Below are 21920 nucleotides of genomic sequence, written 5' to 3' on the forward strand. Positions count from 1 at the left end.
GCACCACGCGGCCGGCGTGGTCGCCGCTGCGCACTTCCGCAAGCCTGCCGTTCTGGTTCCGGCAAGCCAGGCCGAGCTCGATGCCAGCCTGCCCTGGATGGCCACACACCTTGCCCTCCTGGAGCGCAAGGCACCCGGTGTCGCGACGCCCTGGCACCGCCACGGCGGCGAGACGATGACCGCGCGCGCGGTCGCGCGGGGCCACGTCGACTTCCTGGCTGCCGATGGCGGCGTGCGGTGCACCGCCAACGCCCGCACGCAGCGCGAAGCACTGCGGCGCCGCTGCGCCGAACAAGGCCTGCGCGGCGGCACGCTGCGGTTGGGTGACGCGGGGGCACGGGCTCGCACAGGCGGCCACTTCCCCGGCGGCACGGCACGGCATGGGCGTGGCGAAGGGGCGTCGATGGCGGTCTCGGTGCCCGTGGCGAGTGGCTGCAGAGCCTGGCGTACTCGTGCGTCGTCGGTGGCTGGTGGATGGTGTCGGTGCAGGCCTTCGACGGCGCTGGCGACACCACCGCCGCCGACCTGGATCGATCTCGTCTCCTTCCGGCTGGTCCAGATCCCCTGGGCCCTGGCCCTGCCGCTGGGCTGGGGCCACACGGGCGCGTTCTGGGGCGTGGTCGTGTCCGAGACGGCGTTTGGCGTCTTCACGCCGTGGCTGTTCACGCGCGGGCGCAGGAAGACGGCCCGGGCATGACGCCGCCGAAGGCCCGAAGCAGCCACGCGGCGATGCGCATCTCGCAGAAAGCGCCCTCCCCGGCCGCCGCGCCCGGCCATGTCGCGCTCTTGCGTGGCGTCCATGTCGGCAAGGGCAACCGGGTGCCGATGGCCGACTTCCGGCTGCTGCTGGAAGCGTTGGGCCACCGCTCGGTCGGCACGCTGCTCAACAGCGGCAATGCCGTGTTCAGCGCAAGCCGCGGGAACGAGGCCGCGCTCGCTGCGGGCATCGCAGAGGCGCTGCTGCAGCGCTTCGGCATCGCGACGCCCGTGATCGTCAAGTCTGCGCTCGCGTTCGATCAGGTGGTCGCCGGCAATCCGTTCGTGCCGCTGGAGGCCGACCACGCGCGCTTTCTGGTGGCCTTTGCAATGGACACGACCAAGCTCGAGCCACTCGATTGCCTGCACGGCCTCGTGGCGCCTGGCGAGCGCTTCGCCATCACGCCGCACGCGGCCTCTCTGTACTGCGCGGCAGGCCTGCGCGACAGCCGCGCGGCCGAAGCGCTGCTGGGCCGTGCCGGCCGCGGTGTCACGACGCGCAACTGGGCCACGGTGCTGAAGCCGCAGTCCCTGCTGGGCGGCAAGCCCGCACCCCGCCCTGAGCCGGGCCAGCGCAGCACGCTCAGCGCTGCGGGCATCACGCCCCGCGACGGCGCTCGCCCCTCGACCGGGGCCCAGGCGCGCCCGATCTCGGAAACATCGCCGAAGCGGCCCAGAAGCCGGTAGCTCTTGAAGGTGTAGGCCTGGCCCTCACTGGCCAGCTCCTCGGGGCCGCCGGCGTGGGCCTCCCAGTAGCTGCCTTCCAGGACCACGGCGACGTAGGCCCCGACATGCCGATGCCGCGCCAGCAGTGCCCCCGCGGGCAGCGCCTGCTGGCCGCTGGGCGCGCGACCGGCGGCCACGGCGAGGGTCTTCAACGGCTGACGCACCCGGGGCTGCAGCCAGGCGGTCGCGCAACGGCACGAACTCGCGCTCGGCCATGCCGCAAGCGCTCTGGATGTGCTCGGTGGGATGGGCATGGAACGGACGCGACGCAAGCCGCCGTGGGTTGGCACCGTGCGATCCTCACACGACCACCGGGCTGGAGCTTGCAGGAAAGCGACAGCCGTGCCCGGGCCGATGGCGCTGCCGTGTCGGCTTTCTACAAGCCACAGGCCCTGGGGCCATGGGAAGCTGCGCCGCACCGAACGATCTCGAGCCCTGTCCTTGGCACCGACACCCGCACCTGCTCTGCTGTTGCTGCTGGCCGCCCTCGTCGCCGGGCCGGTCGGCGCGGCAGCGTGTCAGCCGGGTGTCTACCGGCAGGGTCCGCAAGCCTTCGTCGTGATCGGTCCGCCCTTGCCCGGGGCAGGCGGCGCACAACGCACCCTGTCTCTCGACGGGCGACGAGGAACGACGGGTTCGGGCCCATCCCCCTGGGCCTGCGAAGCGGACCTGGCCAGCGTGACCCAGCCCGACGGCACGGTCCAACCCTGGCCACGCGACGCGACGCGGCAGAGCGACGTGCGCTTCGTCAGCGCCGCCACGCGTCTGGCGGGCCGGCTCATCGAACCCGCCGGCGGCCCCGATCCCCACCGGCCGCTTGTCGTGATGGTGCATGGATCGGAGAAGACCGCCGCCCTCGACAGCGTCTACGCCTACATGCTGGTGGCCCAGGGCCTCTCCGTCTTCGTGTACGACAAGCGCGGCACGGGCGCTTCCGATGGCGACTACACGCAGAACTTCGAGCTCCTTGCAGACGACGCAGCCGCGGCACTGCGTGAGGCCCGCAGGTTGGCGGCCGGGCGCTTCGGGCGTGCCGGCTACTTTGGCGCCAGCCAGGGCGGCTGGGTCGCACCGCTGGCGGCCACGCGGTCGTCCGCCGACTTCGTGGCCATCGGCTTCGGGCTGGTCGTCTCCCCGATCGAGGAGGACCGGGAGCAACTGCTGGACGAAGCCCGGCAGATGCATCTCGGTCCCGGCGACACGGCACATGTCGAGCAACTGTCGCGTGCAACGGCCAGTCTGCTGCGTTCGCACTTCGCCCGTGGCCACGCCGAACTCGCCCGGGTTCGGCGCGCGATCGGCGCCGCGCCGTGGGCCGCCACCATCAAGGGCGAGCACAGCGGCGACATGCTGCGCATGAGCGCGTCCGACCTGCGACGCATCGGCCGCGCGCGCTTCGACGGCCTCGGGCTGCTCTGGGACCACGACGCCGCCGCCGTGCTGCGGAGACTGAAGGTGCCGCTGCTCTGGGTACTGGCCGCCGACGATCGCGAAGCGCCGATCGCCGCGACCCGCGAAACCCTGCTGACGCTCATGGCGGCTGGCAAGCCCGTGGATGCCTATCTCTTTCCCGACACCGATCACGGCATGGTGGAGTACCGCACCGAGACCGACGGCAGCCGCACGCCCACGCGCATCACGGACGGCTATCTCCAGCTGCTGGCCGACTGGATCCGGCGCGATCTGCGCGGCGGGTACGGGCGCGCCCTGCGGCTGCAACCGCGGGGGCAGCAGACTCAGGCGCGCACCGGCCCGCGGTGACGCCGGGTCCCTCCTCGACCCCGGCGGACACGATCGTGGCACGCACCGAGATCGGCGGCGCACCGGCTCGCCACAAGCGGCGGATGCACGCCGTCCTGCCCAACCCCTCCCTCCAAGCGAGGCATCCCGCATGAACAAGCTCGTCTTCAGCACCCTCGTCTCGCTCGATGGCTATTGCGCCGGCCCGGGCGGCGACCTCGGCGGCCTGCCCATGGGCACGGCCTTCGACGATCACAACCTCGGGCTGCTGCGCACGGCGGGCACGCTGATCTTCGGCCGCGTCACGTTCAGCTTGTTCCAGGGCTTCTGGCCCGCGGTCCGCGAAGACGCGTCAGCGGGTCCGGTGCTGGCCGAGATCGCGGCGCGCATGGGCCAGCTCGACAAGCTCGTCGTCAGCGACACGCTCTCGCTGCAGGCCGGCGCCTCCTGGGGCGACACCGAGGTGGTGCGACGCGCCCAGGCGCACGCACGCATCCGGGCGCTCAAGGCGGGCGCCGGGCGTGACCTGCTGGCCTACGGCAGCCCGTCGCTGATGAACGACCTGCTCGCCCAGGACCTGGTCGACGAGGTCCGCCTGCTGGTCAGCAACGTGGTGCTCGGCGGCGGGGTGCGAACCTTCGACGCCCGCCCACAGGCAGCGCTCACGCTGGTGGAAGAGCGCCGGCTCCCGCGGTCCGACATCGTCCTGCTGCGCTACGCATGCAGGCCTCGGACTCACGCTTGACGACAGGCTGGCCTCGAAGGAGCACGGTTGCCCGCCTGCGACGAGCGGGCAGCTGCGTCGACGTGTGGGCCGCCGGATGACGGGCAGCGGGGTGCATCCACGCCAGCTTCGCGCGCCGCAGCGCGGTGTCCCTCCATGGCAACGAGCGCGCGGCGCCTTCTGCGGCAACGCCCGTTCCGCCCGTTCCTCGGCGCGCGGGCGGAGGTGCGGCGCCGAGAAGGAAAGCCGCGGCCTCAGGCACCCACACGCAGCACGCTGAACAGGAAGTCGAGCAGCGCCGCGACACGGGCGGGTTGGCGTCGTCGCGGCTGGTACAGCACATGCCCCACCTGGGCCGGGCTCACCCAGTCGGGCAGCACACGCTCCAGCAGGCCCTGCTCGGCGCCGTGCAGCAGCGCAACGGCGCTGTTGATGCGATAGCGGCACCGCGTCGGCACCGTGATGCTGCCTTCGGCGCCGCTGAGCGTCACCGCGTCGGGCGCGCTGCCGGCATAACGCAGACAGTCGTGGCCTGCCAGCTCCGCCGGCTGCCGTGGCCTGGCGTGCCGCTTCAGGTAGGCCGGCGAGGCCACCAGGTAGCGCGGCCACTGCGCGAGGGTCCTGGCCACCAGGTGCGGTGGCAGTTCGCCGCCGATGCGCACGGCCACATCGATGCGCTCTTCCACCAAGTCCACGAATCGATCCTCAAGCATCACCTCGAGCTCGATGCCCGGATGCAGCTCGAGAAAGTCCGGCAAGCGCGGATTCAGCCAACACTGGCCCAGTGCCACGGGCGCTGCGAGCCGGACGAGCCCCATGGGTTCGGCACGCAGCCCTTGCAGTTCGACGAGCGCTTGCTCGTAATCCTCGACCACGCGGCGCGCGGTCTCGAGGAATCGCTCGCCCTCGGTCGTTGTCTGGACGCGCACGCTGCTGCGCTCCAGCAGCTTCGCGCCCGCCTGACGCTCCAGGCCTGCAAGCAGCTTGCTCACGGTCGGCTGGGTCGTGCCAAGCGAGCGCGCCGCGGCGGACAGGCTGCCCAGTTCCACCGAGCGCACCAGCGCCTTCATTGCGCGCAGTGTGTCCATGTCCAGCGAATCGGAATGCTCGGCATTCCATTCTGGCGGCTTCCAGCGCCGGGCCTGCCGCGACACAGTGCCGTCTCCTTCAACTGCGAGCCCTGGACCCATGATGATTGCGCGATGGATGGCCGGCGTGGCCCTGGCTTCATGTGCGGCCGTGCTGCAGCCCGCGGCGGCGCAGGTGCACGAGGCACCCCACTGGGTGACCACCTGGATGGCGGCGCCCCAACCGCTGTGGGGGCCCGATTTCATCCTGCCGCTCGGCGCGCCGACGCGGCTGAGCAACCAGACGCTGCGCCAGCATCTGCGCATCAGCGTCGGTGGCGAGCGGCTGCGGCTGGTGATCAGCAACGAGCACGGCACGGAGCCGCTGCACGTGGCCGCCGCGGGGGTCGCGGTGTCGCGGTCGACGCAGCACATCGATCCCGCCACGGATCGCCCGGTGTGGTTTGCCGGGCAACGCCAGACCACCGTTGCGCCGGGCGCGCGGGCGGTGAGCGATCCGATCGACCTGCGCGTGACGGACAGGACCCGGTTGGCCGTCTCGCTGTTCATTCCTTCGGCGGCGCTGGCAGGCTTTCACTTCGACGCACGCGACACGCTGCTGTCGGCCCCCGGCAATGCCGTGCATCGGCCCCACTGGGACACCGGCGCAGGAGACCTTGCGACGCGCGCGTTCGTGGCCGCCGTCAGCGTCGAGCGTCCCCGGGCGACGGCGGCGGTGGTGGCCCTCGGCGACTCGATCACCGATGGCAACGGCTCCACCCCTTCGGCCGACCGGCGGTGGCCCGACGCACTCGCCGACCGGCTGGCGGCGCGCGGTGTGGCGGTGCTGAACGCCGGCATCTCCGGCAACCGGCTGCTGCGCGACGGCATGGGACACAGCGGCCTGGCCCGTGTGGCCAGAGACGTGTTCGGCCAGCGCGAAGTGCGCACGCTGGTCGTGCTGCTGGGCACGAACGACATCGGCTGGCCCGGTGGTCCCTTTGCCCCCGACGAGCCGGCGGTCACGCCACAGGAACTGATCGACGGATTGCGCCAGCTGATCGCGCAGGCGCGCATGCAACGCGTGCGCATCGTCGGTGCCACGCTGCCGCCGTTCGAAGGGGCGCTCGAAGGCACGCCACTCGAGGGGCACCACAGCCCCGCGAAGGACGCGACGCGGCAGGCGCTCAACCGCTGGATCCGAGCGTCGCGCGAGTTCGACGCCGTTGTCGACTTCGACCACCTGCTGCGCGACCCCGCACGCCCCTCGCGGCTGGCATCGCGCTACGACAGCGGCGACCACCTGCACCCCAACGATGCGGGCTATCGCGCCATGGCTGAGCTGCTCGACCGCTCCGGGGCGCTGGGTCTGTGAGCGGCCCGGCCCCCCGCTTCCCCGCCCTGCTGGCGCCTCACCGGATGGGTGCCCTGCAGTTGCCGCACCGCATGGTCATGGCACCGATGACGCGTTCGCGGGCGTCGCAGCCCGGGGACGTGCCGTCCGCGCTCAACGCCTGCTACTACGCACAGCGCGCAGGTGCCGCACTGATCATCACCGAGGGCACGCAGATCTCGGCCCAGGGGAAGGGCTACGCGCGCACGCCCGGCTTGCACACCCGCGAGCAGCTGGAAGGGTGGGCGAAGGTGACGCGTGCAGTGCATCGGCGCGGGGGACGCATCTTCGCGCAGCTGTGGCATGTCGGCCGGGTCTCGCATCGTCTCCTGCAGCCTGGCGGTCGGTTGCCGGTCGCGCCTTCGGCGGTGGCGCCGCGCGGCGTGCAGGTCTTCGTCGTCGACCCGCAGGATGGCGCGCAGCGCTTTGTCCCATGCGAGACGCCACGGCCGCTGCGGCGCGAGGAGGTGCCAGGCATCGTCGCCGACTTCCGGACGGCCGCGCGGCGCGCCCTGCAGGCGGGCTTCGACGGGGTGGAACTGCACGGCGCCAACGGCTATCTGATCGACCAGTTCCTGCGCTCCACCACGAACCTCAGGCGCGACGAGTACGGCGGCGACGCGCGCAGGCGCGTGCGCTTCCTGCACGACGTGGCGCAGGCGGTGGTCGACGAGATCGGTCCGCAGCGTGTCGGCGTGCGCCTGTCGCCGCACGTGACGCTGATGGATGTGGCCGACCCGGAGATCGTGCCCACCATCCTGCTGGCGGCCGAGCGGCTGGATGCACTGGGGGTGGCCTACCTGCACATGGCCGAGGCCGACTGGGACGATGCGCCGACCGTGCCGATCGCGTTCCGTCAGGAGCTGCGACAGCGTTTTCGGGGCACCGTGATCGTCGCCGGGCGCTACACGCCGTGTCGGGCCGAAGCGATCCTGCACGAAGGCCATGCCGACCTGGTCGCCTTCGGCCGGGCCTTCCTCGCCAACCCTGATCTGCCGGAGCGCGTGGCCGCAGGCCGGCCCCTCAACGAACCCGACCCCGGCACCTTCTTCGGTGGTGGGCGCAAGGGCTATGTCGACTATCCGCGCCACGACGCCTGAACCGGATGAACGGCTGTTCGTGCAGCTGCAGGCAGACCCGACCCGCGGCCCGGAGTCCAGCGTGCCCGCCGACGCCTTGCGGTCGCACATCGTGCCGACCCGCGACCAGCCACGGGTGGCCCGCGTTCCATCCGGACTGCGCAACACGGCGGCCGCGCTCGGCGTCAGCGGAACTGGCGCCGGCCCAGGGCGTCGACGAACGCGTGCGCATGGGCCCCATCGCCGGCGCACCCTGGTACCGGCAAGACAGCTGATGCGGTGCGTCGGCATTGCCCCACCCCGGCGCTGAGGCTCGTGCATGGCACATGTCCCCGAGCCTGCGCTGCACCGGCTTCGCCTGGTGTGCCTGGATCTGCCCGAGGCGAGCGAGCAGACGGCCTGGAGCGGGATTCGCTGGGTCGTGGCCCGGAAGACCTTCGCTCACGTGTTGATGATCGAAGGGGGCCATCCGCCGGCCTATGCCAAGGCGGCCGGCACCGATGGATCCTCGTGCGTGCTGACGTTTCGCGGGCCCCGGCCGGCCGTCGACGCTCCGCGGTTCGGGCATGCGCCCTTCTTCCGCCCCCCGTGGTTCCACAACATCGTCGGCGTGTCGATCGACGCCTCGACCGACTGGGACGAACTGCAGACGCTGCTGGTGCAGGGCTACGGCCTGCTCGCGCCCCGTCGACTGCGCGACTGGGTGGCTCGAAGTTGACACGTGCCGGGGCAAGACGCCGCCGGATCGGAAGGCGGCACACGTGGTGCTGACGAGCTCCGCCGCCGGCGCGGCATGGGCGCACGCTGGCGAAGGATGGTGGGGCTCCTCGGGTGCGCGGCGCCGGACGTCACTCTTCGGACACGGCCAGCACGCGCTTCAGGAACCGCATGGTTCCTGCCCAGACCTCGGACTGCGCAGCGGCGTTGGCCTGGGGCGTACCGCCGGTCTTGCGCAGCCCCGCGTTGTAGCCTGTCGTCGGGGCGTAGCCCGTGTCGTACAACAGGTGCCCGGCTTCCGGGAAGATCAGCGTCTCGGTCGCGAGGCCGGCCGCGAGCCGCCGCTCGGCGATGTTCTGGGCCATCTGTCCCGACGGCCAGAGTTGGTCGTCATGGGCGCCAATGACCATCAGCGGCACGGTGATGCGTTCGACCGGAATGCGTGCCTGCGCGGCGCGCGCCGGGTCAGCTGCCCGGCCGCGTTCGAAGGCGCGCCGGACGATCACCGGCAGGTTGCGCTCATGGCCGCGGATCTCCTCGTCGTAGCCGACGGTCGGCACGAACGGCAACGGGTCGCCGCGCAGCGAGAACATCGAGCGCTGCCCGGCCGGCACCCCCGGCCCCCAACCCTCCCACACCACGTCGGACGGCACGTTCGCCACCACGGCACGGACCCAGGGCAGGTGCACCGCGCCCAGCATCGCCAGCAGCGCGCCCGTCGAAGTGCCATGCACGGCGATGCGGCTGGCGTCCACCTCTGGTCGGGCCGCAAGCCAGTCGCGCGCCCGGTTCAAGGTCTCGACCGGCATGTCGACCCAGGCCGCCGGCAGCTCGGGTATCTCGCGGGCGCCCCTGCGATCAGGGGGCGAGAAGACGGGAAGCGCGAGCACCGCCATGCCGTGCGACGCAAAGGGACCGGCCGCCTGCGTGATCAGCGAGCCGCCTTCGGAGCCGCCGATCAGGACCACAGCCGGCCGCTTGCGCGCGCCCGGCAGGCTGGCGAAGACGGCGCCCGGCAGGCCGTCGGCGGGCAGCACTCGAACGGCGGGCAGTGCCGGCAGCAGCTGCACGCGAGTCTCGGCCACGGCGCCGTCCGCCCGCAGACGCAGGACCACCTGCGTCGTGTCGACGGCATCCGGCGACGCGCGCTCGATCCCTGGCACCGGCAGCATGGACCAGAACGGGCCCCGCGGATCGATGCCCTGGTAGCTGCCGTGCAATGGCGCCGAGGTTCGCAGGTCGACGCGGCCGCGCGGGTCGGCCATGAACACGGCCTCCGAGCGCATCAGCTGCGGCCGCCTTCGCTGCGTCGACAGGGCGGCAAACCACCGCTCTGCCGTCAGCGTGACCCGGCTGCCGGGAACGGCCCCCGTGATGTGGACATGCAGCGGTTCACCGTCGAGGACGGACGGACCGGGCTCGACATGCAGCGCGGGCGCGCCCACGGCGGTGGCCACCCACAGGCCTGCCGGCAGGAGGCCCGCTCGCAGGAGCCCGGCGCATCCCAAGCGTTGCACTGCAGAAGGTCCTCCTGTGACGACGGCGGCACCGATGATGGCAGCAGTGACGGAATGGCGCCAGACGCCGTGCCGATCCGCAGCGTCTGAGGGCGGCCGCATGCGCAGCGGTCGGTCGGTGCCGGCCGCCATCCCCGATCGGCCGGGTGCAGACGCGGCTGCAGCACCGGGGCAACGGGTCGACGGCGGTGGTGACCCGACGGGCACCGCTGGCGCCCGGCGGGTGCCCGGGCGCGATGGCGCCGTTCGGGTTCACGCGCGGACCATCGCCTTGCAGCCCCAGCGCACGCAGCACGGCCAGGCCTGGCGCTGCGCAGGCCTCGTTCAGCGTGATCACGTCCAGGTCCGCCTGCATCGGAATCGCCGGCGCAGGCACCTTGCGTGTGGCCGGTGCCGGGCCGATGCCCGTGGTGCGCGGTTGCACGCCGGCAGTCGCCACGGCGACCAGGCGCGCGCGCGGCGCATGTCCGTGGCGCGAAGCAGATGTCTCCTCGGCCAGCAGCGGCGCGCAGGCGCCGTCGTCCACCCCGGACGCCCGCGCTGCAGTCACGGTCCCGTCGGGTCGCGCCACGCCCTTCAGCGTGGCAGCAGGGCCCAGGACTGGCGCGGCCCCTGGCCGGCGGGGCCCATCGCCACCTGCGTCCGGTCGGGGCGCGTGTCGAGCACGAAGCGCTCGGTCGACGCCAGCGTATAGAGGCGGACCTCGTCCGGACGGTCGCCCGCCGCGCAGCGCCACAACTCGGCGCTGGCGACCACCTCGGTGCTGCGCGGGGCGACGACGACCGGCGCCTGCTCGCCCCGGGCCGCCAGCACGATCTGCGGCGCAGCGGCGTCCCCGCTGGCCAGCACGATGCGCCAGTAGCCGGGGCCCGCCTTGTGCACGCGCCACACCCCGAGCTGCTCGGGCGACGGCGTCGGGCTCAGCGGCATCGCCACGATCATGCGTTGCAGCGGCGGCGGCGTGCTGCCGTTGATGTGCAGGGCCGGCGGCAGTGTCTGCCCCACGCGCAGCAGCGCCGCGCCGCCGACCCGGGCGCTCCACCATCGGTTCTCCAGCGCCACCGCCCGCCCGGACACGAACGCCGGGCACGCCGCGTCCAGGTAGTCGCCGCCCGCATAGCGCGCAGCCTGTTCCGGGCTCAGCCGCTCCGAAGCCATCGTCCGCGCCTGTGCCGCGGTGCGCGCCAGCAGGTGCAGGGCCGACGTCATCGCCACCAGCGGGCGCTCGGTGCCGCGCTCCGGCGACGCAGGCAGCAGCGCGCGTGCCTGGCGCAGGTCCGCCAGCACCGTGCGCCACTGCGCCGCCAGCGCCCCCAGGCCCTCGGCCACCGCCTGCGGTGCCGGCCCCGTGCGCACCGCGTCCGGCGGCAACAGGCCGGCCTGCGCCGGCGCCACGGCGACGGCGGTGAGCTGGTCGGCATAGGTGCGCAATGGCGGCAGCACGGGCTCGGCCAGCGCGAGCGCGGCATCGATGCGGCCCGCGACGTCGCCGACCTGGGCGGCCCACGTCGGCGCGTCGAAGGGCCGCGCCGGATCGAGCGTCTCGTCGGCCAGCGCCGCGCACAGTGCGGCCAGCGCCGGCGCCTGCGCCGCCAGGCCGGCCACGGCGTCGGCCGCCGCATGCAGGTCCTGCTGCAGCACCGGCCAGCCCCGGGCCTGCAGCCGCAGCGCACCGAAGACGGGTTGCGTGCGCAGCCGCCGCACCAGCGTCATCGCATCGCGGTCGGTCGCCAGGTCCTGCCCGACCAGGAACGCGAACTCGGCGGCGTCGCGCCACACCGCCGCGGCCACCGGCGGCGGCGGTGCCGGCAGCGTGCCCACCTGGCAGACCTGCGCCTGCACGCCGCCCGCCAGCAGGCACGCGGCCAGCAGCCAGCGCCGGGGCGCGCGGCACGGCGTCATTGCACCAGAGCCTGTCCTTCGAGCTGCAGGCGCAGCGCGCGCACCGCCGACGGCAGCGGTCGCGGCTCGACCACGTCGACGATCCAGCGCGTGAACGGGGTCGGCATCACGCCGTGCAGGGTCTGCTCGTACTCGATGCGCGCCCCGCGGTGCTCGAAGCGGATCGTCAGCGGCGCCGTGGTGTAGCGCTCCGCGCCGCCTGCCCTGCGGTCCTGGAACACGCTGCCGCTGACGAGCGAGACGGCCACCGCCTGCGACGTCGGCGTGGCCAGCTCCAGCCAGGCCCGCACCACCGTCAGCCGGGTGTGCCGGAACCGCAGCAGCGCCACGGTCTGCAGGTCGATCTCGACCGCGAGCGGCTGGCCCGCGGACAGCGCTGCCAGCTGCCGCGGGTCGTCGATGCACAGCTCGCGGAAGAAGCGGCCGTCGCTGCGGTCGCCGGCGGCGCAGGCCGCAGCGTGGTCGGCCTGCAGCAGCGCCAGCGCCTGGGCCATGCCGGCCTGCGTGGGTGCGTAGGCCAGCGTGCGCATCGGCGCCACGCCGGTCTCGTAGCGCTGCGCCGCGCGCGCGCCGTAGCAGCTGGCGAAGAAGCCGCGTGCCACGCCGGCGGCGCGCAGCCGCAGTTCAGCGGCCAGCACCTGGCGGTGGTCGACGTCGCCGGCCAGCGCCTGCGCCAGCGTCACCAGGCGCTGCTTCTTCGTGGCGGCGGCCAGGTAGTCCAGCTTCAGCGCCGCCAGCTCACGTGCCAGCGCAGCCTTGGCCGCGGCCTGCTCGGCGAGCAGCCGTCCGTAGACCGCCATGCGCTGGATGCGGGTCTTGTAGGCGCTGGCTGCCTTCTTCACCGCCTGCTCGCCTTCGGCGTCCTGCAGCACCAGGTCGAGCTGGTTGCACAGGTCCACCTCCAGCGCCGTCCACTCCGCCTGCGCGGCGGCGGCATCGGGCGCCTGCGCCAGCAGGCGCATCGCGGTGCCCAGCTGCGTGCCGAGCACCGTGGCGTCGGTCCCGTGCAGCGGGCCCGAGACGACCGGCAGCACCGCCTTCCAGACGCTCTTGGCCGGGTCGACGAATCCCTTCAGCACGTCGGCGTTGTCCTTGGCCCACTTGAACGGGATGAGCCAGGACTTGGAGATCGCCGTCAGCGCGTCCAGCACGCCATGCATGTCGTGGCCGAGCGTCTTGGCCTGCGTCACCATGTCGCCGACGCCCTTCACGCCCTTCAGTCCCTGTTCCGTGACGGCGTTGGGGTTCGGCGGCACGCCCACGCACAGGCCGGCCACGCTGCCGGCCACCTCGACCACCGCCACGGTGATCTGGAACACCAGCATCGCGATGCGGTCGATGCGTGCCAGGGCCGTCTGCAGCTGCAGTTCGATCTGCGCCAGGTCGGACTCGTACTCCTCGCGGCGCAGGGTGCGCGCCGCCGTGTCGAGCGCCTCGATCTGCAGGCCCAGCCGCTCCTCGAGTTCGTGGACCTGCGCCGTGATGCGCTCGAGGTCGGCGTCGTCGCGGTCGGCGAATCCGCCGACGATGCCGCCGGCCAGGTGGGCGATGTCGCTGCCCGACTCGACCGCACGCAGGTCGGCTTCCAGCGCCGCCATCACTTCCAGATCGGCCCGGGCAAGCGCGATGCTGCGCTCGGCCGTCAGCGGCGGCAGCGGGCGCAGCACGCCGGCTGCGTCGGCCTGCGGCACCACGGCACGCAGCGCACCGGCCGCGCGGATCAGGTCGCCGAACGGCACGTCCACGCCCGACCAGCGCAGCACCCAGCCCAGCAGCTCGCGGCACAGCGCGTGCTCCTGCTCCGTGCAGCCGGGCCGCCCCAGCAGCGCCGCGCACAGCGCGTACAGCGCCGACAGCACCTGGTGCAGCGGCTCGCCGTAGGCCAGCAAACCCGGGGGCACGGGCGACTCGCGCACCGACGGCGCGCCCTGGTCCCAGCGGAAGTTCAGAAAGCGCGGCACCGCGGCCGGCGCGGCGAGTGCGGCCAGGTCGTAGGCCTGCTGCCCATCGGGCCCGCCGAACAGGGCCAGCCGCGGGTCGACCTCGTCGGCGAACAGGCGCACCGCGCTGAGCACGCCGTCGCCGGCATGCACCATGCGCAGGCTGGCGCTGCCCTCGGTGACGATGCGCCGCGCCGCGATCGTGAGGCGCCGCACCGAGCCGTCGAGCCGGCGGTCGAAGCCGGCCGGAACGAGCAGCGTGTCGGCGTAGACGTCGACGGCGTTCAGGTGCGACCGCTCGGCGTGGTCGAGCACCTGCGTCAGGTTGGCGACGATGGCCGTGACGACGCCCAGCGGCCCGCCCTCGCCCGTGCCCGCCGGCGTGGCGGCCACATCCGGTGCATCCGGTGCAACCGGTGCAGGCGGTGCGGCAGACAGCACCGGTGCCGTGGCCAGATCGGAGGCGTGGCGCTGCACCAGCGCCTGCAGGTCCGAGGGGGTCATCGCAAGCGCTCCCGGGCTCAGCCGACCTGCAGCACGGGTGCTGCGGGTGCAGCGGGCGCAGCGGGTGCCTCCGACCCCGCCGCCTGCGTGGCCGCGGCAATCAGCGCCTCGACCGTGTCCACGCGCTTGGGAGGGCCGCCGAAGCGGCGGAAGCGGTCGGCCTGCGTCGCGATGCGCTGCCAGCGCCGGCGCGCGGTCTTGAGCACCGTGACCAGGTTGAACCAGTTGGCGCCCTGCAGCGCGACCACGCCGTCCTGGCCGAGACCGTGGCGCACCGCGCCCAGGTCCGACGCGATGGCCCGCCAGGCCAGTCCCAGCGTGCTCAGCCGCGGCAGCACCTTGTGCTCGATGCGGTTGCCGATGTCGTCGACGCGGTCGTTCGTGGTCTTGTAGTACGCCATGAAGCGCGCGTCGGACGCCATCTTCGCCGTCTTGGTGTCGATCTCCTGCTGCTTGGCGGTGATCTTGGCGCGGGTGTGCGCGAGGTCGACGCCCACGCCGATGTCGACGCCGGCCAGGATCAGGAAACCGAAGATCGGGATCACCAGGTACACGGGCGACGTCTCGAGCACCAGCACCTCGTCGTGCTCCTTCTTGCGCAGCGTGCCGAGCTCCGCGTTCAGCGTGGCGATGCTCGCGCGCAGCTCGGTGATCTCGGCACTCTCCTTGCCGATGGCGGTCTCGAAGTCCAGGTGCTTCGACGCGAAGTCGGCCTGCACCTGCTTCAGCGTCGCCAGGATGCCGTCGGGCGCCAGGATCGCCTGCTGCAGCGCCTGCGCTCGCGTGGCGCGCGTGTCGGCGGCCTCGATCAGCTGGTCCAGCGCGGTCTGGAAGCGCAGCCGCAGTGCGTCCGAGCGCCCTTGCGGCGTTCCCGAGCGCCAGGCCTCGGCCAGCTGCAGCCAGCGCTCGTCGCTCGTGGTGACGGCCGTGGCGCCGTCGAAGTCGAAGCGGTCGATGAGGTCGATCAGGCGTTCGTAGGTCACCGACGACGCGTCTTCGTAGTGCACGATGTCGTCGGCCAGCCCGAGCATCTTGTCCTCGACCTCGGACTGGAACTTCTCGCCGCAGTGCATCAGCTGCACGAACAGCGCCACGCCGTCGGCGAACTCGGTGCGGAACGCGTCGGCCTTGTCCATCTTCAGGAACGAGCGCATCAGCGCCTCGGTCGTCGGGTGGTCGTGCACGGCCGCGCAGAAGAAGGCCGTCAGCTCCAGCCAGTCGTCGCGGCTCAGGGTGGAGATGCCGCTGTAGATGTCGTCACGCGGGTCGAACGGGCTCGCCGCTTCGGCGTCGCCGCTTGCATTGCTGGCATCGGACATGAGCGGCTCCCGCAGTGACACGCACCATCGATGCTAGGCAGCCTGTGCCGCCGCGCATTGATGCTGCGCAAACCGCCCCCTGCAGGCCCCGCGCCAGCGACGGCCCGCCCGCCACGATGCCGATGCCTGCCAGCACGAGCGCGCTGCCGGCGATGAAGTGCGGCCGCAGCGGCTCGCCCAGCAGCAGCGCACCGAGCGCCACACCGAACAGCGGCGTCAGGAACGACAGCACGCCCAGCCGCGACGCCAGGTAGCGCCGCAGCAGCCAGCACCAGGCCAGGAAGCTGGCGAACGAGACCACCAGGCTCTGGAAGCCCAGGTGCGCCCACACCAGCGGCGTGGCGTCGAAGTGCCACTGCCCGGTGAGCCAGGCCGCCGGCAGCAGCAGCACGCAGGCCCCGGCCAGCTGGTACAGCAGCGTCTCGGTGGCCGGCGCCGCCGCCAGCGTGCTGCAGCGGATCGCCACCGTGGTGGCGCCCCAGGCCGCGCCGGCCAGCAGCGCCAGCGCATCGCCCGCCAGCGCCCCCGTGAACCCGCTGGCACCGCCGCCCAGGAACGCCAGCGCGATGCCGCCGAAGGCGCACGCGATGCCCGCCCACGCCACCGCGCCCAGCCGCTCGGCCGGCAGCCGCAGGTGCAGGCCCAGCGCCGCGAACACCGGCGCGGTGTAGAGGAAGACGACGACGTGGGCCGCGTGCGTCAGGCGCAGGGCCTCGGCCACCAGCAGGTATTCCAGCGCGAACAGCGCGCCCACCACGGCCCCGGGGCGCAGGCGGGCGCGTCCGGGCACCTCGCCGCGGCGGTGCATCAGCGCCGCCAGCAGCAGCAGCGCCACGCCCGAGCGCAGCGCCACCATCAGCATCGGGCTGGCCTGCGCCGACACGGCCTTCAGCGAGATCTGCTGCAGGCTCCAGGTCAGGCACAGCAGCACCATCACGCCCACGGCGCGCGCGTCGAGGCCGCCGGGGTCCGGGAAGGCGGCGGGGACCGGCGACGGGGCGGCCGGGGCCGTGCGCATGCTCATGGGCTGCGCACTGTGCCCCAGGGCCGTACTGCCGGAAAGCGGATACTTCGCCGTACTGCCATTCGCTTTTCGAATCCATGCGCGACCTGCAGATCGACTGGCTGAAGTCCTTCGTGGCGGCCGTGGACGCGGGCTCGCTGTCGGGCGCCGGGCCGGAAGTGCACCGCTCGCAGTCGGCGGTGAGCATGCACATCAGGAAGCTGGAGGACGCCACGCAGTGCCGGCTGCTGCTGCGCGGGCCGCGCCAGCTGCAGCTGACCCACCAGGGCCAGGTGCTGCTGGGCTATGCCCGGCGCATGCTCGACCTGCACGCCGAGGCGCAGGCGGCGCTGGCGCGCGAGCCCATCACCGGGCTGGTGCGGCTGGGCGTGCCCGACGACTACGCCAGCAAGTACCTCACGCCGGTGCTGCAGCGGTTCGCGCCCCGCCACGGCGGTGTCGAGATCCAGCTCGACTGCGCGCAGTCCACAGCGCTCATCCCGCGCGTGGCCGCCGGCGATCTCGACCTCGCGCTGGTGTCGCGCGACCACGCCCGTCGCGGCACGCTGCTCTTCCACGAGCCGATGGTCTGGGTGGGCGCGCCGCAGTTCGACACCTGGCGCCGCGACCCGTTGCCGATCGCGGTGTACGAGGCCGCCAGCCTGGGGCGGCGCAGCGCCATCAACGCGCTGGCGCTGCAGGGCCGGCCGTACAAGGTGGTCTACAACAGCTCCAGCCTGGCCGGGCAGCTGGCCGCGGTGGAGAGCGGGCTGGCCGTGGCGGCGCTCACGCAGTGCAGCGCCCCGCCGCACCTGCAGGTGCTGGGCCCGGCGCACGGGCTGGGGCCGCTGGAGCCGATGCAGGTGGCGGTCGTGCGCAGCAGGGCATCGGCCGGCTCGAAGGCGGTGGACAGCCTGCACCGCATGCTGGTGCAGACGCTGCGGCAGGCCGGGGCGTGAGCACCACCCCGGGGTGGGCCGGCGGCAGGCTCAGCGCCGGTCGAGGTTCAGCACCACCACGCCGGCCACGACCAGCAGCGCGCCGACCAGCTTGGTCAGGCTGGCGCGCTGCTCGGTGATGGCGCCCAGCCCCACGTGGTCGATGCCGATGGAGGCCAGCAGCTGCCCCGCGATCACCAGCGACAGCAGTGCCGTCAGGCCCAGCCGCGGTGCCAGGAAGGTCATGCCGAACAGGAAGGCCGCGCCGAGTGGGCCGCCCAGCAGCGTCCAGGCCGGCTGGCGCGCCAGCCCCGCCAGCGGCTGCAGGCCGCCGGGCTGCAGCAGCGCCACCACGGCCAGCACCAGCGTGCCGCCGGCAAACGACACCAGCGTCGCCACCGTGGCCGTGGTGGCCAGCCCCGCGCGCAGGTTGGCGTTGATCATCGCCTGCAGCGGCAGCACCGCGCCCATCACCAGGGCCATCAGCATCCACACGGCATCACGCATACACATCACGCATCGGGCGTCTCCTGGCGCAACGCACGCAGCACCGCCGGCGCGCCGTGCAGGAAGGTGTCGACCTGGCGCCGCACCACGGCGTCGAGGTCGCGGGGCAGGCGCAGGCCGTAGATCCACTTGCGCACGCCCAGGTAGAAGATGCTGGCGTGCAGGCTCCACACCAGCTCGACCTCGGCCTCCAGCATGGCCGCGTCGTGCGGCTCGGGCACGCCGCAGGCCACGCGCAGCTCTGCCAGCAGCGGCAGGAAGACCTGGCGGCGCAGCCGGGCCAGGTAGGTGTCGTTGATGCCTTCGCGCGTCAGGCCGGCGAAGATGAAGATGCGGATCCAGCGCTCCTGCAGGATGGTGTGCGCGTAGTCGGCGTAGAAGCGGTGCAGCCGCTGCTGCAGCGGCACGCTGCGGTCGGCCAGGCCGGTGTCCCAGGCCGGGTTCCACTGGAAGACCTCGGCGTAGACCCGGTCGATCAGCGCCTGCTTGCTCGGGAAGTAGCGGTACAGCAGCGGCTGCGTGACGCCGATCTCGCGCGCCAGCTCGCGTGTGCTGCCGGCGAAGCCGTGCCGCGTGAAGTGGTCGATGGCCTGGTCGACGATCTGCCGTTCGCGGTCTGCCGGCGCCAGGCGTCGGGCGGCCGGCGCCGTGGCCGCGGGAGGCGGAGTCTTGCGGGATGCACGCGGGCTGGCAGCCATCGACAACGGGTGGAACCACGCGCCAGCGCCGGCCCCGGACAACGCAAATGATCGGCTGATTATCAGCCCTGCCCGGTCAAGTTCGGCCGGCCGCTGCCGATATGCGCGCATGACCACCGCTCGGGCCTGGCAGATCTGGCGCTGGCCGGCGCTGCGCGTGCAGGCGGTCGCGGCCGTGGTGCTGCTGCTGTGGGCGGCCTGGGCCGCGTTCGGCCCCGGCTCGGCGCAGGGCAGCATCGCCGCGTCCACCTACGACCAGCTGCAGCAGCACCGGCTGTGGGCCAGCGCGCCCGACCCGCGCATCGTCATCGTCGACATCGACGAACGCTCGCTGGCCGACATGGCCCCCGAGTTCGGCCGCTGGCCCTGGCCGCGCGACACGCTGGCCACCGTGCTCGACCACGCCCAGCGCCAGGGCGCCGCGGCCGTGGTCTTCGACGTGCTGTTCTCCGACCCCGACCGCCTGCACCCAGGCGGCGACCGCGCGCTGGAAGCCGCCGTGCGCAGCGGCAGCGCCGGCTTCTTCCCGGTGCTGCGCCTGCCGGCGGCGCTGGACGGCCAAAGCACGCTGCGCGCCAGCGACGTGCCGGGGCTGACCTGGCCGGGGCCCGATGCAGCGGGGCCGGCCCCCACCATCGCCGCGGTGCTGCCCTTCATGCAGGCGATGCTGCAGAGCACGCGGCTGGGCACGCACACGGCGCAGCTCGACGCCGACGGCAAGATCCGCCGCTTCGCACAGCACGAGGCGCTGCCCGGCGGCTGGTGGCTGCGCTCGATGCCGGCCGCGGTGGCGCAGCACCTGGGCACCGGGGCCGGCCCCGCGCCAGCACCCGACGCCACGCACCGCCTGGTCGTCTGGCGCGCGGCCCCCGACCAGTACCCGCGCGTGCCGTTCTCGGTGGTCTGGGCCTGCGCCGAAGGCCAGCCGCGCGCCGACTGCCCGCAGCTCGCAGGCCGCATCGTGCTGGTCGGCGCCTCGGCCTCGTCGCTGCACGACATCAAGAGCACGCCGCTGGCGGCGCAGCACCTGGGCGTGGACATCCTGGCCACGCTGATCGACAACGCGCTGCACCAGCGCCAGATCCGCGAGCTGCCGGCAGCGCTGCGCTGGGCGCTCGGCGTGGCCGCGCTGGCGCTGGCCTGGTGGCTGGTGCGGCGCGGCCAGGCCGGCGCCAGCCGCCGCGCGCTGTGGGCGCTGCCGCTGCTGCTGATGGCCGTGGGCTGGGCCAGCCTGCACAGCGAGTGGCTGTACCTGGACCTGGCCCTGCCCGCCACCGTGGCACTGGCGTTCCTGACGCTGGTGGTGGTGTTCGACGGCTGGCGCCGGCTGCACTTCGGCGGCGCACCGGCGCCGGGCCTGGCCCTGGTGTGCGGCAGCACATCCGAGAACGCCGAAGCACTGGAGCGGGCCGTGTTCGACGCCGCCGCGCGCCTGGGCCTGCGCGTGGGCGGCGGCCATGCCGACAGCGGCGAACATGGCGGCCTGCACAGCGTGTGGACCCTGTGGGCCGTGCCCGACGCCGCCACGGCCAACGCGCTGGCGGCCGCGCTGCCGGCCGGCTGGTGCACCGTCTTCACGGCTGGCGCCGCGCCGCTGCACGACCGCGTGGCGGCCATCTCCGCATCCCCCAACGCCTTCACACCGACACGCACCGACCATGCTGCTTCCTGACTGGCGTTCCCTGCTGCTGGCCTTCTGCGCGGCCCTGGCCGCGCTGGCCCCGACGGCACACGCGCAATCGCTGCGCCTGCTGCAAGCCGCGCCCCTGCGTGCCGAACGCGCCGCCGCCGCACCGGTGCTCGCGCAGCTGGCGGCGGCGCAGCCCGTGACGCTGCTGCAGATGCAGGGCGGCTGGGCGCAGGTGCGGGCCGGCAGCGGCAGCGCCGCGCGTGCCGGCTGGGTGCGGGCGTCGGCGCTGGAGCTGCCCGGCGCCGAGGTGGCCGCCGCGAGCCAGCAGGACAGCGGCCGCCGCGCCCCCGGCGCCGCGGCCGTGACGCTGGGCGTGCGCACGCTGCCCGCGCGCAGCAACCGCCACGCGCTGATCATCGGCCTGGGTCAGTACCAGGCCGACCCGCAGCGGCCGGTGGCGCCGCTGGCCGGCGTGCAGCACGACATGCTCAGCGCCATGGCGATGGCGCGCCTGCTGCAGGTGCCGCCCGAGCAGATGACGGTGCTGCGCGACGAAGCCGCCACACGCGCCGGCGTGCAGCAGGCACTGCGCGACCTGGGCGCACGCGTGCGGCGCGGCGACCGCGTCTTCATCTACTGGTCGGGGCACGGCTCGCGCTACTACGACGCGGCCGAGGGCGGCTGCGTCGAGACCCTGGTGCCTTACGACCTGCAGGACATCGGCAACCGCGAGTTCGCGCAGTGGATCCAGCCGCTGGCGGCCGAGGCCGACAAGATGATGGTGGTCTACGACGCCTGCCACTCGGGCGGCGTCGGCGCGGCGCAGCGCACCGGCACGCGGGCGCTGCCCGGCCTGCTGGCGCCCAAGAGTGCGGCTGCTGCATCGCAGGCTTGCGCAGTGCCAAGCAACGTGCGCTCGCGCAGCTGGGAATCGGCCACGCGCGCGGTGGGCGTCAGCGGGCAGGACGTGGTGCACCTGTCGTCGTCGCGCCCCGACGAGGTGAGCTTCGACGACGCCACCAGCGGCGGCCTGGCCACCACCGCGCTGCGCCAGTGCATGCAGGGCGAGGCGCGCGACAGCGACGGCAGCGGTGCCATCAGCGTCGACGAGCTGGTGCAGTGCGCGCAGGCCCGCATCGACGCCGCGCTGCGCGGCCAGCCGCAGCTGTCGCCGCACCACCTGGTCATCTCCGGCAACCGCGGCTTCGTGCCGGCGTGGTTCGGCGCCGCGGCCACGGCGGAGACGGCCGCGCCCCCGGCGGCCGCACCCGCCCCGGCCGTGGTGCCGCTGCAGTCGGTGCTGGAGCAGATCCACGCCCAGCGCGACGGCAAGCGCCGCGTGGAGGTGCGGCTGGCCAGCGAGCGGCTGCGCATCGGCGCCGACCCGCTGGACCTGGCCGTCACCAGCAGCCACGCCGGCCACCTGTACATCGCGATGCTGGGCACCGATGGGAAGTCACTGACGCTGCTCTTCCCCAACCAGCTCGATGGGCGCAACCAGGTGGCCGCCGGTCAGACGCTGCTGCTGCCACGCCCGCACTGGCGGCTCACCGCCGGCGGACCGGCGGGCAGCAACACGCTGCTGGTGATGGTGGCCGACTCGCCGCGCGACCTGGCGCAGTTGAGCGGCGCAACCGCCGGCCCGTTCACGCAGCCGCTGACCGACGCCCGCGGCCGCGCGCAGCTGCAGTGGCTGCTGGCCTCCGATGCCTTCGGCTCGGCGGTGGTACAGGTGGCGGAATACTGAAGCGCCGCGCCGG

General features: G+C 73.4%; 18 protein-coding genes and 1 pseudogene. 10 read left to right on the forward strand and 9 right to left on the reverse strand.

Translation table 11 applies throughout. The features are described from left to right. The first annotated feature begins 16 nt into the window (after nt 1-16). From ACPOLB_RS08905 to ACPOLB_RS08920, 4 genes are all read left to right on the forward strand, one after another. On the forward strand, nt 17-697 hold the full coding sequence (locus tag ACPOLB_RS08905) for a hypothetical protein (protein ID WP_425260975.1): 681 nt from the start codon (nt 17-19) through the stop codon (nt 695-697). After that, nucleotides 694-1443, forward strand: a complete 750-nt coding sequence (locus ACPOLB_RS08910) for a DUF1697 domain-containing protein (protein ID WP_425260976.1) — start codon at nt 694-696, stop codon at nt 1441-1443. Before ACPOLB_RS08905 ends, ACPOLB_RS08910 begins: the two co-directional genes overlap by 4 nt. Before the next feature lie 480 nt (nt 1444-1923). Further along, nucleotides 1924-3243, forward strand: a complete 1320-nt coding sequence (locus ACPOLB_RS08915; protein ID WP_425260977.1) for an alpha/beta hydrolase family protein — start codon at nt 1924-1926, stop codon at nt 3241-3243. A 130-nt stretch (nt 3244-3373) separates the two neighbouring features. Then, on the forward strand, nt 3374-3967 hold the full coding sequence (locus ACPOLB_RS08920; protein ID WP_425260978.1) for a dihydrofolate reductase family protein: 594 nt from the start codon (nt 3374-3376) through the stop codon (nt 3965-3967). Between the two features lie 233 nt (nt 3968-4200). Here the strand turns inward: ACPOLB_RS08920 and ACPOLB_RS08925 are convergent, their stop codons facing one another. After that, the gene (locus ACPOLB_RS08925; RefSeq protein WP_425260979.1) at nt 4201-5034 is read right to left on the reverse strand and encodes a LysR substrate-binding domain-containing protein; all 834 of its coding nucleotides are present in this window, start codon (nt 5032-5034) and stop codon (nt 4201-4203) included. Nucleotides 5035-5134: 100 nt separating this feature from the next. Here ACPOLB_RS08925 and ACPOLB_RS08930 point away from each other — a divergent pair, with 100 nt between their 5' ends. The 3 genes from ACPOLB_RS08930 to ACPOLB_RS08940 all read left to right on the forward strand — a co-directional run bounded on the left by ACPOLB_RS08930 (nt 5135) and on the right by ACPOLB_RS08940 (nt 8203). Then, the gene (locus ACPOLB_RS08930) at nt 5135-6388 is read left to right on the forward strand and encodes an SGNH/GDSL hydrolase family protein (RefSeq protein WP_425260980.1); all 1254 of its coding nucleotides are present in this window, start codon (nt 5135-5137) and stop codon (nt 6386-6388) included. A 44-nt stretch (nt 6389-6432) separates the two neighbouring features. Next, complete coding sequence (locus tag ACPOLB_RS08935) at nt 6433-7506, forward strand: alkene reductase (protein WP_425260981.1); 1074 nt, start codon at nt 6433-6435, stop codon at nt 7504-7506. Between the two features lie 298 nt (nt 7507-7804). Further along, a complete protein-coding gene (locus tag ACPOLB_RS08940) occupies nt 7805-8203 on the forward strand; it encodes a hypothetical protein (protein WP_425260982.1) in 399 nt (132 codons plus the stop codon). Nucleotides 8204-8333: 130 nt separating this feature from the next. Here the strand turns inward: ACPOLB_RS08940 and ACPOLB_RS08945 are convergent, their stop codons facing one another. The 6 genes and pseudogenes from ACPOLB_RS08945 to ACPOLB_RS08970 all read right to left on the reverse strand — a co-directional run bounded on the left by ACPOLB_RS08945 (nt 8334) and on the right by ACPOLB_RS08970 (nt 16402). Next, nucleotides 8334-9659 carry an acyl-CoA thioester hydrolase/BAAT C-terminal domain-containing protein gene (locus tag ACPOLB_RS08945; RefSeq protein ID WP_425260983.1) on the reverse strand — a complete coding sequence of 442 codons (1326 nt, stop codon included), beginning with the start codon at nt 9657-9659 and terminating at the stop codon, nt 8334-8336. Nucleotides 9660-9846: 187 nt separating this feature from the next. Then, nucleotides 9847-10305, reverse strand: a pseudogene (locus tag ACPOLB_RS08950) (3-oxoadipyl-CoA thiolase); the annotation flags it as partial. Continuing rightward, a complete protein-coding gene (locus ACPOLB_RS08955; protein WP_425260985.1) occupies nt 10296-11621 on the reverse strand; it encodes a hypothetical protein in 1326 nt (441 codons plus the stop codon). The pseudogene ACPOLB_RS08950 and the gene ACPOLB_RS08955, both read right to left, overlap by 10 nt. Next, nucleotides 11618-14065 (reverse strand): hypothetical protein, encoded by a 2448-nt coding sequence (locus ACPOLB_RS08960; protein WP_425260986.1) that lies wholly within the window; start codon nt 14063-14065, stop codon nt 11618-11620. The genes ACPOLB_RS08955 and ACPOLB_RS08960 overlap by 4 nt, the downstream gene beginning before the upstream one ends. A 17-nt stretch (nt 14066-14082) precedes the next feature. Continuing rightward, nucleotides 14083-15384 (reverse strand): alpha-xenorhabdolysin family binary toxin subunit A, encoded by a 1302-nt coding sequence (locus ACPOLB_RS08965; RefSeq protein WP_425260987.1) that lies wholly within the window; start codon nt 15382-15384, stop codon nt 14083-14085. Next, nucleotides 15323-16402 carry a DMT family transporter gene (locus tag ACPOLB_RS08970; RefSeq protein ID WP_425261898.1) on the reverse strand — a complete coding sequence of 360 codons (1080 nt, stop codon included), beginning with the start codon at nt 16400-16402 and terminating at the stop codon, nt 15323-15325. The genes ACPOLB_RS08965 and ACPOLB_RS08970 overlap by 62 nt, the downstream gene beginning before the upstream one ends. 83 nt (nt 16403-16485) lie before the next feature. On the opposite strand from ACPOLB_RS08970, the gene ACPOLB_RS08975 reads away from it, so the two are divergent. Next, entirely contained in the window at nt 16486-17346 is an 861-nt protein-coding gene (locus tag ACPOLB_RS08975) for a LysR family transcriptional regulator (protein WP_425260989.1), read from the forward strand. Nucleotides 17347-17376: 30 nt separating this feature from the next. On the opposite strand, the gene ACPOLB_RS08980 is transcribed toward ACPOLB_RS08975, so the two are convergent. Next, nucleotides 17377-17838: a DMT family transporter gene (locus tag ACPOLB_RS08980; RefSeq protein WP_425260990.1), complete on the reverse strand. Its 462-nt coding sequence runs from the start codon at nt 17836-17838 to the stop codon at nt 17377-17379. Next, on the reverse strand, nt 17838-18530 hold the full coding sequence (locus tag ACPOLB_RS08985) for a TetR/AcrR family transcriptional regulator (protein ID WP_425260991.1): 693 nt from the start codon (nt 18528-18530) through the stop codon (nt 17838-17840). Before ACPOLB_RS08985 ends, ACPOLB_RS08980 begins: the two co-directional genes overlap by 1 nt. Before the next feature lie 109 nt (nt 18531-18639). On the opposite strand from ACPOLB_RS08985, the gene ACPOLB_RS08990 reads away from it, so the two are divergent. Beyond that, nucleotides 18640-20202 (forward strand): CHASE2 domain-containing protein, encoded by a 1563-nt coding sequence (locus ACPOLB_RS08990; protein WP_425260992.1) that lies wholly within the window; start codon nt 18640-18642, stop codon nt 20200-20202. Then, on the forward strand, nt 20189-21907 hold the full coding sequence (locus tag ACPOLB_RS08995; protein WP_425260993.1) for a caspase family protein: 1719 nt from the start codon (nt 20189-20191) through the stop codon (nt 21905-21907). Before ACPOLB_RS08990 ends, ACPOLB_RS08995 begins: the two co-directional genes overlap by 14 nt. The last annotated feature ends 13 nt before the right edge of the window (nt 21908-21920 follow it).

The sequence above is a fragment of the Rubrivivax soli genome (assembly GCF_049810355.1).
Lineage (GTDB): Bacteria > Pseudomonadota > Gammaproteobacteria > Burkholderiales > Burkholderiaceae_C > Rubrivivax.

Bases quoted from the DNA above. Each gene is read 5' to 3' on its own strand.
- ACPOLB_RS08910 (WP_425260976.1), top strand. From the start codon at position 694: ATGACGCCGCCGAAGGCCCGAAGCAGCCACGCGGCGATGCGCATCTCG.
- ACPOLB_RS08920 (WP_425260978.1), top strand. From the start codon at position 3,374: ATGAACAAGCTCGTCTTCAGCACCCTCGTCTCGCTCGATGGCTATTGC.
- ACPOLB_RS08925 (WP_425260979.1), bottom strand. From the start codon at position 5,034: ATGGACACACTGCGCGCAATGAAGGCGCTGGTGCGCTCGGTGGAACTG.
- ACPOLB_RS08930 (WP_425260980.1), top strand. From the start codon at position 5,135: ATGATGATTGCGCGATGGATGGCCGGCGTGGCCCTGGCTTCATGTGCG.
- ACPOLB_RS08935 (WP_425260981.1), top strand. From the start codon at position 6,433: ATGGGTGCCCTGCAGTTGCCGCACCGCATGGTCATGGCACCGATGACG.
- ACPOLB_RS08940 (WP_425260982.1), top strand. From the start codon at position 7,805: ATGGCACATGTCCCCGAGCCTGCGCTGCACCGGCTTCGCCTGGTGTGC.
- ACPOLB_RS08955 (WP_425260985.1), bottom strand. From the start codon at position 11,621: ATGACGCCGTGCCGCGCGCCCCGGCGCTGGCTGCTGGCCGCGTGCCTG.
- ACPOLB_RS08960 (WP_425260986.1), bottom strand. From the start codon at position 14,065: ATGACCCCCTCGGACCTGCAGGCGCTGGTGCAGCGCCACGCCTCCGAT.
- ACPOLB_RS08965 (WP_425260987.1), bottom strand. From the start codon at position 15,384: ATGTCCGATGCCAGCAATGCAAGCGGCGACGCCGAAGCGGCGAGCCCG.
- ACPOLB_RS08970 (WP_425261898.1), bottom strand. From the start codon at position 16,402: ATGCGCACGGCCCCGGCCGCCCCGTCGCCGGTCCCCGCCGCCTTCCCG.
- ACPOLB_RS08975 (WP_425260989.1), top strand. From the start codon at position 16,486: ATGCGCGACCTGCAGATCGACTGGCTGAAGTCCTTCGTGGCGGCCGTG.
- ACPOLB_RS08980 (WP_425260990.1), bottom strand. From the start codon at position 17,838: ATGTGTATGCGTGATGCCGTGTGGATGCTGATGGCCCTGGTGATGGGC.
- ACPOLB_RS08985 (WP_425260991.1), bottom strand. From the start codon at position 18,530: ATGGCTGCCAGCCCGCGTGCATCCCGCAAGACTCCGCCTCCCGCGGCC.
- ACPOLB_RS08990 (WP_425260992.1), top strand. From the start codon at position 18,640: ATGACCACCGCTCGGGCCTGGCAGATCTGGCGCTGGCCGGCGCTGCGC.
- ACPOLB_RS08995 (WP_425260993.1), top strand. From the start codon at position 20,189: ATGCTGCTTCCTGACTGGCGTTCCCTGCTGCTGGCCTTCTGCGCGGCC.